This is a genomic window from Synechococcus sp. CBW1002 (assembly GCF_015840915.1).
Taxonomy (GTDB): domain Bacteria; phylum Cyanobacteriota; class Cyanobacteriia; order PCC-6307; family Cyanobiaceae; genus CBW1002.
The window spans coordinates 2,839,270-2,852,394 of record NZ_CP060398.1; the positions used below are offsets into that span (position 1 = coordinate 2,839,270).

At 56.8% G+C, this 13,125-nt stretch carries 4 protein-coding genes; 3 read left to right on the forward strand and 1 reads right to left on the reverse strand.

Going from position 1 to position 13,125, the window contains the following annotated elements:
• Positions 1–55 precede the first annotated feature (55 nt).
• Entirely contained in the window at positions 56–1,429 is a 1,374-nt protein-coding gene (locus tag H8F24_RS14095) for an HlyD family type I secretion periplasmic adaptor subunit (protein ID WP_231597848.1), read from the forward strand.
• Between the two features lie 9 nt (positions 1,430–1,438).
• Here H8F24_RS14095 and H8F24_RS14100 read toward each other — a convergent pair whose 3' ends face one another.
• The gene (locus H8F24_RS14100) at positions 1,439–1,579 is read right to left on the reverse strand and encodes a hypothetical protein (RefSeq protein ID WP_197170032.1); all 141 of its coding nucleotides are present in this window, start codon (positions 1,577–1,579) and stop codon (positions 1,439–1,441) included.
• Between the two features lie 39 nt (positions 1,580–1,618).
• Here H8F24_RS14100 and H8F24_RS14105 point away from each other — a divergent pair, with 39 nt between their 5' ends.
• Both H8F24_RS14105 and H8F24_RS14110 read left to right on the forward strand, forming a co-directional pair.
• On the forward strand, positions 1,619–2,089 hold the full coding sequence (locus H8F24_RS14105; RefSeq protein WP_197154953.1) for a hypothetical protein: 471 nt from the start codon (positions 1,619–1,621) through the stop codon (positions 2,087–2,089).
• 268 nt (positions 2,090–2,357) lie between these two features.
• Positions 2,358–13,022 carry an S-layer family protein gene (locus H8F24_RS14110; RefSeq protein ID WP_197170033.1) on the forward strand — a complete coding sequence of 3,555 codons (10,665 nt, stop codon included), beginning with the start codon at positions 2,358–2,360 and terminating at the stop codon, positions 13,020–13,022.
• Positions 13,023–13,125 lie beyond the last annotated feature (103 nt).

Genomic DNA, 13,125 nt, shown 5'->3' on the forward strand with positions numbered 1-13,125 from the left:
TCCACTCGCTTTCTTTCTTCCCATGACCAACTTGCCGGCGATCCCAGAGTCTTCCTTGAGCCTTCCTCCCGACCGAGGGCTTGCGTCGCCGTTGCTCGGCAGTGACACGCCGGATGCCATCACACTGGTGGGACGCCATCGCCTCAGTCAGGCCCTCGAACTGGAGGAAAAACCTGATAACCGCTATTTGCGCTACGCGCTGTATGGTCTTGGTGCCGCTGTTCTGATTTTTTTCCCCTGGGCGGCACTGACGCCGATCACCCAGGTTGTGAGCGCTTCGGGTGAGGTGATTCCGGAGGGTGAAGTGTCTGTTGTGCAGCACCTTGAGGGCGGCATTGTCGAGAGGGTTGATGTTCGCGACGGCGATATGGTGAGCCAAGGACAGGTGATGTTGCAGTTGCGTCCCAATCTTGTCGAAAGCGAATACCGAGCTATCGAACAGCAACTTCGCAATCTGATGCTGCAGCAGCGTCAATTTCAGGCGGCGATCCGTGGAGAGAGCGGATCTTTAAGTCAAAGTGCGAGTGACAAAGTCTCCAAGGCGCAAAGTGACTTGCTAGATAGCCGGATTGAAAACCGTACGGACCAGATTCGGCAGGTGAATGAAAAGATCAATGAGAAGCGAGAAGAGCTGAAGGGTCTTGACGCTCAGATTCAGCGCTATCGGGTTGAGCAGAATTTGCTTAAGGAGCAGCGGCAGATGTATGCCAACCTTGTGGCTTCCGGTGCGGCATCCCGGCTCAATTTGTTACAGGTTGACAAGCAGGTGGCCGAGTCTCAGACCAAGATGGCTTCGTTGCTGGGTACCCGCGCTCAAGCCACCAAGCTGTTGCTTCAGGCTGAAGCGGAGCTACGCAGCCTCAACTCCGGGATCCGCTTTGAGGAGCGCAGCCAGATTGCTGCCTTGGTGAACGAGGAAGCAGTCGTGTCGCAGAATATCAAGAAGCTGCGTAACCAGCTGGACCGTACCAAAATCCGGGCTCCGATCAGTGGAGAGGTTAATGATCTCCGTTTCAAGACGACGGGTGGCGTTATTGCTTCTGGATCCGTGGTGTTGTCGTTGGTCCCCACCAACTCCCCCAAGATTGTTGAAGCCCGGGTGCGATCGACAGATATCGGTTTTGTGAGCAAGGGGCAGACCGTGAGCGTGAAGCTGAAGCCGTTTGACTCCAGTATTTATGGATCAGTTTCAGGGAAGGTCCTGAATATCTCCCCCTCTACGGTTCAAGATCCTGACGATCGGCAGTACTACTATGAGACTAGGATCTCCTTGGATCAGCAGTACGTTGGCTCCGGCGACAAGAAGTTTCCGATACAGGTTGGTATGCCTGTCGTTGCTGATATTGAGGGACCCAAGCGCAGTGTCCTTCGCTACCTCTTCCAGCCATTCACCCGCACCTTGAATTCGGCCCTGCGAGAGTCTCGCTGAGTCTGTTTCTCAGCATCCTTTCAGCTTGTACCAAACTTGCTGCGGCATCTGCTGTTTTCGGCTCTGCAGGGCGATCTCCACGGTTGATCTGGCGATGGAGACGCCGATCGTGATCGGATTCAAGCCTTGCTGCATTGCCTCAGCGTTCATGGTGCCCTTAGGGTCGGTGTCTTCACCGTGTGTCGATCGATGTCTGCCGAGCAGACTGTCTCGCTCCTTGGCGAGAACTTTCCTACTGGCGGCCGAGCAGGTGATCTTGCTCTCGATGATCTGGTGGCCGTTTATCTCGATGGACTCGGCCGGATCGATCCTGATCCTGCGGAGTCGATGGATTCGGCTCCTCGCCTGGGAACAGCTGAGCTGGCCTATGGCCTCGACCAGACAGTGAGTACCTATCTTGAGGATCAAGGCCTGCCGCTGGAGCAATACCATGAGATTCAGCAGGATCTTCTGAACGCGCTGGCCGACACGCTTCATGATCAGGGACTGGCTGATCATGATGCCATCGTGTACGACGACCTTGGCAATGCCGATGGCGCCGCCGTGCTCGGAGCCTTGGACGGGCATGTACAGGCGTTGCTCGACATGTCGCAGACCCAGCAGCCTTTGCTGGAGCAGGCTTCTTCAGAGGTTCAGGAAATTCAGAGTTTCGATTGCTGATTCCGTTTGTTTTCCACAGGTTGATGTCTTTGTAACGTCGGCATTCTGCTTGATTCTCAGCTTCCTCTCAGCTCTTCAGATCCCTTGCGGCGACTGGGATCTTGGCTGCGTCGCCGAAATCTATCGCTCAGATGCTTCCAGCATTCCCGGAATCACGGGAAGCCGCCCTGTTGGCTTGTGGTCAGCTCATCTACGGTAAAGGCATCAAGCACCAGTGGGATCCGATCGGTCCTGCTCTGGTGAGCGTGACCCCCTGCCCAGACCCCCCATGGCTGACGACATCACTGGATCCAATCCGGTTGAAACCACTGAGTCGGCTGGTGCAGATTCGGTGGCGAATCAGTCTGAGGAGATCCAACGGCAGGCTGCCGCATCCGTCGCCTTTGATCCGAACTACCAGGAAAGTGGTTGGATCGATCCCGATTCCGGTGCCTCTTCCCTCCCCACCCAGAGTTTCGACAACTTCACGGAGCAGGTTGACCAGCCGTCGCCGGGTGATGTTGGCACAACATTTCCTGTTGGTGGTTCTTCCAGCGATGGTCCGTTCATCCCTGCAGGTGGTGGCAGCGGGGGCCTCCCCTCCCTAGGCGGTGGCGGAGCCTCTCCGTCCACAAGCACTCGTTTTGTTGGCTCGAGCCCTGCTCTCGCGAATCTTGCGTCCGTCGACACCTCTACCGGGACCCCCACCCTCACGGCGTTTGACAATCCAGAGACCACGCCCTCTCCATCACCCGAACCGTCGCCCTCGCCGACGCCTGAGCCCAGCCCAACTCCCACGCCTGAGCCGGCCCCTACACCTACCCCTCAACCCACACCCACCCCTCCTCTGCCGGCACCGGCTCCCACTCCGGATCCGGCACCGACTCCAGCACCTGCTCCTGAGCCCACCCCTCCCCCAACGCCTACGCCCCTGCCCACCCCTGGGCCGACACCTGAGCCTCCCATTCCGCCTGTTACAGGCACGGTCACCCTCGGAGATGTGACGGTTGATGAGGGTGGCAGCGCCACGATTACTGCCACTGTTGATAGTCCAGTGGTTGGGACTGATCTGGTGATCAGCCTTGACAATGGTGTGACGATCACGATTCCAGTCGGAGAAACGACCGGAACTTCGGATCCCTTTGATGCTCCCAGTGATGATCCGTTTATTGATTCTGAAGAGATTGTGGTGTCGATCATTGGATCGACAGGTGGTGGATTCGATGATCTGAACACAGATGACACGGCCACGGTCGTTGTGGAAGACACGACCGACATCACGGCGGTGAGCCTGGGTGATGTGACGGTGGATGAGGGAAGTGGAACGGCGACGATCAGTGCGACGATCGACAATGCGCCGACGGATGAGCCGCTGGTGTTGACGCTGGATAATGGCGCGACGATCACGTTTGCAGTCGGGGAGACGACCGCGACATCCAGCGAGTTTGTGGTGCAGGGCGATGATCCGTATGTGGATGGCGAGACCAATACGGTCAGCATCAGCAGCTATACGGGCGGAGCGGAATACGAATCGCTGGATACGACAGCGACGGCGCAGGTCGTTGTGGAAGACACGACCGACATCACGGCGGTGAGCCTGGGTGATGTGACGGTGGATGAGGGAAGTGGAACGGCGACGATCAGTGCGACGATCGACAATGCGCCGACGGATGAGCCGCTGGTGTTGACGCTGGATAATGGCGCGACGATCACGTTTGCAGTCGGGGAGACGACCGCGACATCCAGCGAGTTTGTGGTGCAGGGCGATGATCCGTATGTGGATGGCGAGACCAATACGGTCAGCATCAGCAGCTATACGGGCGGAGCGGAATACGAATCGCTGGATACGACAGCGACGGCGCAGGTCGTTGTGGAAGACACGACCGACATCACGGCGGTGAGCCTGGGTGATGTGACGGTGGATGAGGGAAGTGGAACGGCGACGATCAGTGCGACGATCGACAATGCGCCGACGGATGAGCCGCTGGTGTTGACGCTGGATAATGGCGCGACGATCACGTTTGCAGTCGGGGAGACGACCGCGACATCCAGCGAGTTTGTGGTGCAGGGCGATGATCCGTATGTGGATGGCGAGACCAATACGGTCAGCATCAGCAGCTATACGGGCGGAGCGGAATACGAATCGCTGGATACGACAGCGACGGCGCAGGTCGTTGTGGAAGACACGACCGACATCACGGCGGTGAGCCTGGGTGATGTGACGGTGGATGAGGGAAGTGGAACGGCGACGATCAGTGCGACGATCGACAATGCGCCGACGGATGAGCCGCTGGTGTTGACGCTGGATAATGGCGCGACGATCACGTTTGCAGTCGGGGAGACGACCGCGACATCCAGCGAGTTTGTGGTGCAGGGCGATGATCCGTATGTGGATGGCGAGACCAATACGGTCAGCATCAGCAGCTATACGGGCGGAGCGGAATACGAATCGCTGGATACGACAGCGACGGCGCAGGTCGTTGTGGAAGACACGACCGACATCACGGCGGTGAGCCTGGGTGATGTGACGGTGGATGAGGGAAGTGGAACGGCGACGATCAGTGCGACGATCGACAATGCGCCGACGGATGAGCCGCTGGTGTTGACGCTGGATAATGGCGCGACGATCACGTTTGCAGTCGGGGAGACGACCGCGACATCCAGCGAGTTTGTGGTGCAGGGCGATGATCCGTATGTGGATGGCGAGACCAATACGGTCAGCATCAGCAGCTATACGGGCGGAGCGGAATACGAATCGCTGGATACGACAGCGACGGCGCAGGTCGTTGTGGAAGACACGACCGACATCACGGCGGTGAGCCTGGGTGATGTGACGGTGGATGAGGGAAGTGGAACGGCGACGATCAGTGCGACGATCGACAATGCGCCGACGGATGAGCCGCTGGTGTTGACGCTGGATAATGGCGCGACGATCACGTTTGCAGTCGGGGAGACGACCGCGACATCCAGCGAGTTTGTGGTGCAGGGCGATGATCCGTATGTGGATGGCGAGACCAATACGGTCAGCATCAGCAGCTATACGGGCGGAGCGGAATACGAATCGCTGGATACGACAGCGACGGCGCAGGTCGTTGTGGAAGACACGACCGACATCACGGCGGTGAGCCTGGGTGATGTGACGGTGGATGAGGGAAGTGGAACGGCGACGATCAGTGCGACGATCGACAATGCGCCGACGGATGAGCCGCTGGTGTTGACGCTGGATAATGGCGCGACGATCACGTTTGCAGTCGGGGAGACGACCGCGACATCCAGCGAGTTTGTGGTGCAGGGCGATGATCCGTATGTGGATGGCGAGACCAATACGGTCAGCATCAGCAGCTATACGGGCGGAGCGGAATACGAATCGCTGGATACGACAGCGACGGCGCAGGTCGTTGTGGAAGACACGACCGACATCACGGCGGTGAGCCTGGGTGATGTGACGGTGGATGAGGGAAGTGGAACGGCGACGATCAGTGCGACGATCGACAATGCGCCGACGGATGAGCCGCTGGTGTTGACGCTGGATAATGGCGCGACGATCACGTTTGCAGTCGGGGAGACGACCGCGACATCCAGCGAGTTTGTGGTGCAGGGCGATGATCCGTATGTGGATGGCGAGACCAATACGGTCAGCATCAGCAGCTATACGGGCGGAGCGGAATACGAATCGCTGGATACGACAGCGACGGCGCAGGTCGTTGTGGAAGACACGACCGACATCACGGCGGTGAGCCTGGGTGATGTGACGGTGGATGAGGGAAGTGGAACGGCGACGATCAGTGCGACGATCGACAATGCGCCGACGGATGAGCCGCTGGTGTTGACGCTGGATAATGGCGCGACGATCACGTTTGCAGTCGGGGAGACGACCGCGACATCCAGCGAGTTTGTGGTGCAGGGCGATGATCCGTATGTGGATGGCGAGACCAATACGGTCAGCATCAGCAGCTATACGGGCGGAGCGGAATACGAATCGCTGGATACGACAGCGACGGCGCAGGTCGTTGTGGAAGACACGACCGACATCACGGCGGTGAGCCTGGGTGATGTGACGGTGGATGAGGGAAGTGGAACGGCGACGATCAGTGCGACGATCGACAATGCGCCGACGGATGAGCCGCTGGTGTTGACGCTGGATAATGGCGCGACGATCACGTTTGCAGTCGGGGAGACGACCGCGACATCCAGCGAGTTTGTGGTGCAGGGCGATGATCCGTATGTGGATGGCGAGACCAATACGGTCAGCATCAGCAGCTATACGGGCGGAGCGGAATACGAATCGCTGGATACGACAGCGACGGCGCAGGTCGTTGTGGAAGACACGACCGACATCACGGCGGTGAGCCTGGGTGATGTGACGGTGGATGAGGGAAGTGGAACGGCGACGATCAGTGCGACGATCGACAATGCGCCGACGGATGAGCCGCTGGTGTTGACGCTGGATAATGGCGCGACGATCACGTTTGCAGTCGGGGAGACGACCGCGACATCCAGCGAGTTTGTGGTGCAGGGCGATGATCCGTATGTGGATGGCGAGACCAATACGGTCAGCATCAGCAGCTATACGGGCGGAGCGGAATACGAATCGCTGGATACGACAGCGACGGCGCAGGTCGTTGTGGAAGACACGACCGACATCACGGCGGTGAGCCTGGGTGATGTGACGGTGGATGAGGGAAGTGGAACGGCGACGATCAGTGCGACGATCGACAATGCGCCGACGGATGAGCCGCTGGTGTTGACGCTGGATAATGGCGCGACGATCACGTTTGCAGTCGGGGAGACGACCGCGACATCCAGCGAGTTTGTGGTGCAGGGCGATGATCCGTATGTGGATGGCGAGACCAATACGGTCAGCATCAGCAGCTATACGGGCGGAGCGGAATACGAATCGCTGGATACGACAGCGACGGCGCAGGTCGTTGTGGAAGACACGACCGACATCACGGCGGTGAGCCTGGGTGATGTGACGGTGGATGAGGGAAGTGGAACGGCGACGATCAGTGCGACGATCGACAATGCGCCGACGGATGAGCCGCTGGTGTTGACGCTGGATAATGGCGCGACGATCACGTTTGCAGTCGGGGAGACGACCGCGACATCCAGCGAGTTTGTGGTGCAGGGCGATGATCCGTATGTGGATGGCGAGACCAATACGGTCAGCATCAGCAGCTATACGGGCGGAGCGGAATACGAATCGCTGGATACGACAGCGACGGCGCAGGTCGTTGTGGAAGACACGACCGACATCACGGCGGTGAGCCTGGGTGATGTGACGGTGGATGAGGGAAGTGGAACGGCGACGATCAGTGCGACGATCGACAATGCGCCGACGGATGAGCCGCTGGTGTTGACGCTGGATAATGGCGCGACGATCACGTTTGCAGTCGGGGAGACGACCGCGACATCCAGCGAGTTTGTGGTGCAGGGCGATGATCCGTATGTGGATGGCGAGACCAATACGGTCAGCATCAGCAGCTATACGGGCGGAGCGGAATACGAATCGCTGGATACGACAGCGACGGCGCAGGTCGTTGTGGAAGACACGACCGACATCACGGCGGTGAGCCTGGGTGATGTGACGGTGGATGAGGGAAGTGGAACGGCGACGATCAGTGCGACGATCGACAATGCGCCGACGGATGAGCCGCTGGTGTTGACGCTGGATAATGGCGCGACGATCACGTTTGCAGTCGGGGAGACGACCGCGACATCCAGCGAGTTTGTGGTGCAGGGCGATGATCCGTATGTGGATGGCGAGACCAATACGGTCAGCATCAGCAGCTATACGGGCGGAGCGGAATACGAATCGCTGGATACGACAGCGACGGCGCAGGTCGTTGTGGAAGACACGACCGACATCACGGCGGTGAGCCTGGGTGATGTGACGGTGGATGAGGGAAGTGGAACGGCGACGATCAGTGCGACGATCGACAATGCGCCGACGGATGAGCCGCTGGTGTTGACGCTGGATAATGGCGCGACGATCACGTTTGCAGTCGGGGAGACGACCGCGACATCCAGCGAGTTTGTGGTGCAGGGCGATGATCCGTATGTGGATGGCGAGACCAATACGGTCAGCATCAGCAGCTATACGGGCGGAGCGGAATACGAATCGCTGGATACGACAGCGACGGCGCAGGTCGTTGTGGAAGACACGATCGATGCGGTGACGGTGAAGCTGACGGCAACGCCGAGCACGGGAGAAGATGCCGGCTCGATTGTCTACACGGCGAGCCTTGTGGACGCCAACGGCGTTGCGGTGACGACGGCGAACGATATCACGGTGACGCTGGCGAATAACGAGACGATCACGATTGCTGCGAATTCGAGCAGTGGTGACTCGTCGCCGGTTGCGGTGAATCGTGATGATGTCTATCGGGAAGCGGACAGCATCAGCAACAGCATCGCCTCGGTGGTGGAAGCGAATGCAGGTGGTCTGGGAGCGTTTGAGAATCTGGTGGCGGATCAGACGGAGGTGAGCACGACGATCACCGATGACAGCGATGCGGTGACGGTGAAGCTGACGGCAACGCCGAGCACGGGAGAAGATGCCGGCTCGATTGTCTACACGGCGAGCCTTGTGGACGCCAACGGCGTTGCGGTGACGACGGCGAACGATATCACGGTGACGCTGGCGAATAACGAGACGATCACGATTGCTGCGAATTCGAGCAGTGGTGACTCGTCGCCGGTTGCGGTGAATCGTGATGATGTCTATCGGGAAGCGGACAGCATCAGCAACAGCATCGCCTCGGTGGTGGAAGCGAATGCAGGTGGTCTGGGAGCGTTTGAGAATCTGGTGGCGGATCAGACGGAGGTGAGCACGACGATCACCGATGACAGCGATGCGGTGACGGTGAAGCTGACGGCAACGCCGAGCACGGGAGAAGAGGCTGGCTCGATTGTCTACACGGCGAGCCTTGTGGACGCCAACGGCAATGCGGTGACGACGGCGAACGAGATCACGGTGACGCTGGCGAATAACGAGACGATCACGATTGCTGCGAATTCGAGCAGTGGTGACTCGTCGCCGGTTGCGGTGAATCGTGATGATGTCTATCGGGAAGCGGACAGCATCAGCAACAGCATCGCCTCGGTGGTGGAAGCGAATGCAGGTGGTCTGGGAGCGTTTGAGAATCTGGTGGCGGATCAGACGGAGGTGAGCACGACGATCACCGATGACAGCGATGCGGTGACGGTGAAGCTGACGGCAACGCCGAGCACGGGAGAAGATGCCGGCTCGATTGTCTACACGGCGAGCCTTGTGGACGCCAACGGCGTTGCGGTGACGACGGCGAACGATATCACGGTGACGCTGGCGAATAACGAGACGATCACGATTGCTGCGAATACGAGCAGTGGTGACTCGTCGCCGGTTGCGGTGAATCGTGATGATGTCTATCGGGAAGCGGACAGCATCAGCAACAGCATCGCCTCGGTGGTGGAAGCGAATGCAGGTGGTCTGGGAGCGTTTGAGAATCTGGTGGCGGATCAGACGGAGGTGAGCACGATAATCCTCGACGATAATGATATCACGACGGTCACATTGAGTAATGCATTGATTAATGAAGATACTAATGAGGCTAGTATTACTGCAACGGTGGACAATGCGCCGGAGACGGATTTGATTCTGCAGCTAGACAATGGGCAAGTAATCACAATATTGGCTGGCCAAACCAGTGGAACTAGTAATACTTTTAGTGTTCCGACTGCTGATCAAGTCGCGATCACTGGAGCGACTGGTGGTAACTATGAGGATTTAGATACGAGCTCAATAGCACTGGTTGACCATTTCGTCACGATCACAGGCCTTGATGGAAACGGCGCTGAAGTAATCGTTGACGAGGACGATCTCCCTGATGGTACAACGCCGAATCTCGGTGCGTTGACGAAGACTGGATCTTTCTCTTTTACTGCAGTCGATGGCGCTGATGATGTGACCATTGGAACGACGGCGTTAGTTGCCAATGGTGTTTATGTCGGTGACGGCACAGAGGTGACGACAGCTGCTTACGGCACGCTGACGATTACGGGTTTCAGTGCTGATACGGATGCCACCACCGGTGAACTAGTTGGAGGTACGTTTAACTACAGTTATACCCTTGATGATAATACACTGACTCATTCGCCGGGCGCGGGTGAAAACAGTATTGTCGAAAGTCTGATGGTGACCGTGAGTGACACGGATGGTGACTTCAGAACGGCTTCGTTAGACATCCAAGTTACGGATGATGTGCCTAGCATCACGGCCCTTACCACCAGCGAGCCCGTCCTCACCGTTGATGAAACCAGCCTGTCGACCAATGCATCGACTTCCTTCGCTTCTGCCTTCACCTCCGTCTACGGAGCTGATGGTGCTGGCAGCATCGCCTACGCCCTGACCACTGCAGGTGGTGCTTCGGGGCTGGTTGATACCGCTACCAATGCTGCGGTGAATCTGTATCTGATTGGTGGACAGGTCGTCGGCTCGACCGCCACCACTCAAGAGACTGTCGCGTCAGGCAATCAGGTCTTCACTGTCGCGGTCGACTCGACCACGGGTGTGGTCACACTGGATCAGATCCGTGCCGTCGTTCATCCCAACGCCAGCAACCCCGACGATTCCAAGTCACTCTCGGCCGATTCCCTCGTCTCGCTCAACGCCACGATCACCGATAAAGACGGTGATTCCTCCACCGCTTCGTTGAATATCGGTTTGAACCTAGTGTTCAAGGATGATGGTCCCACGCTGATCGCTCCCACCTCCTCGACATTAATCAACGCGATCGGCAGCACCACTACGGGTAAACTAGATGCCGATGGGAACATTGACAACAACTATGGAGCCGATGGTGCCGGCAGTATCAGCTTCTCAGGGATCACGTCTGGCCAAGCAAGTGGCCTCACCTCAGGAGGACAATCGATTAAGTATTATCTCTCGTCTGATGGCAAGACTCTGACTGGTGCAACGGGTACGGATGCTGTAAGCGGCAAGGTGTTCACGATTACACTGGCTCCAGACAATAGCACTGTTTTGGCTAGCGATATTTATAGTGTGGCGATGTTTGCCAAGATCGACAATGGGGCTAGTACGAGCTTCTCGGATCTTAGTGGTATCAAGGCCGGTAATCTCTCTGCCTGGGTGGTAGGCGATGGTGATACAACCAAGCCTGTAGAACTCCTTTTGACTGGGTCCGTGAATGGTGTTGAGGCCTCAGTGAATACAAATGCTAACGACATTGCTGTTGCTAATAATAATATTGATAACTCCGAAACCCTCCGTATTGACTTCGGTAGCTTTACTACAGTCGGTGCTACTCCGATTATCTCGCATACGACAGTTAACGGTTTTGGCTTCAAAGTTACTCAAATCCCTGGCAATCCAGGGTCTACTGGTTTTACCTTAACAGCTTACGATGCCAATGATGATACAAACTATGCTAATGATGTCAAGGTTGCAATCACAAAGGTAGAAGTTTACAATGGAACTACTCTCGTGTCAACCGGCACGGGAAGTGGCACCGTGAATGGCATAACGTATACGTTTGATGGCGCCAATGGAGTGCGCCTTCAGAATGTGACAGAGGAATATAGGGCGGTTGTTTATACCGTTAATGGTTATGACCGTCTAGAGATTGCCAACGCAAATGATGATGCGCAGTTTTCTGTTGGCGGCATCTCGATTGTCACTGTCGATACTGGTTTGCCCGTTTCCAAGAGCTTTGACCTCACTTTGACAGATCGCGACGGCGACTCGATCGGTGGAAGCTTTACGTTGACATGGAATCCCTCAGTAGTTCCGCTCGCTGTTGATGCTAACCAGGATGGCAGCTTGAGCTATCTTTCGCTACAGGCCAGCCCCGTTGTCTTCGATTACAACGGTGACGGGACACCGGAGCTATCCGCCTGGGTCGGCCCAGAGGATGCTCTGTTGGCCTACGACAAAAATACTGATGGAATCATCAATGACGGTTCTGAAATCTCTTTTGCCCAATACCATCCAGATGCTACAACAGATCTAGAGGGACTAAGGCTTGCGTTTGATACGAACCAAGATGGTGTCTTTGACTCAAGCGATGCTGAGTTTGGCAAGTTTGGTCTCTGGCAAGATGCTAATTCTGATGGTAAAACCGATGTGGGTGAATTCCGCAGCCTCGCGGAGGTAAATATTACTTCTATTCGTCTCAGTAGCGACGGGGTTTCCTATACAACTGCCGAAGGCGATGTGCTTGTCCATGGCAGCACATCTCTCGAGTATGCCGATGGCACTACTGGACTTGTTCAGGATGTTTCGTTTGCGACACTCAATGATTCGGCCGAGGTGTCCACTGACGTCGTGTTGGATCCTTTGAATCCAGCGCTTCCAGTAGATCCAGTTGATGGAGCTGTTGCTCAGCAGCCAGGTGATGCCTTTGTTGCAGAAGCTGCTTCTTTGCCAGTTGACCCGTCTGATCCGATTGACCAGGTTGCTGCGATCAGCCTGAGCGAATCTCTGCCACTTGTCGATAGTGTCGATCAAGGCGTTGATGTTGTTCATGATATTTCGTTTGCTTCCTTGATTGACGACGCCTTGGCTAATCCGGAGTTGCTGACAATGGATCATGTCGGTATCGATCCCTTTGGTGGTAGTGATGCTGTGATCCCCGACACTTCAGTTGTTCAGGCTGAAGTTCAGGATATTTCTGCTTTGGTTGATCAGTTGGTCGCTGAGCAACCAGTAACGGATGAGCACTTGGCGGATTATCAACACGACATCATCCATACAGATCCTGCTTTCGGTACCAACCTCGATCCTGGTTTCGATGATGGCTCTTCTGCCGCTTTGGATGCCAGCTCCTTTGATGCTGCTGCCGACGATGGCACCGATACGCAGGATCTTCCTCAGGATGATCCGCTCAGCCATTCCACGAGTTTTGATGATGGCAGCATCCACCCTGTCTACGACGACCCCAGCGCGATCGGCTAAGGTCTGACCTGCCAACACCAGGACCTGTGCCGCCCCTTTCCTTTGATCTGGGGCGGTTTTTCCTGTTGAACCGTTGCTTCCCTTGCTCGTTGATTCGTCCTAT

Bases quoted from the DNA above. Each gene is read 5' to 3' on its own strand.
- H8F24_RS14100 (WP_197170032.1), bottom strand. From the start codon at position 1,579: ATGAACGCTGAGGCAATGCAGCAAGGCTTGAATCCGATCACGATCGGC.
- H8F24_RS14105 (WP_197154953.1), top strand. From the start codon at position 1,619: ATGTCTGCCGAGCAGACTGTCTCGCTCCTTGGCGAGAACTTTCCTACT.
- H8F24_RS14110 (WP_197170033.1), top strand. From the start codon at position 2,358: ATGGCTGACGACATCACTGGATCCAATCCGGTTGAAACCACTGAGTCG.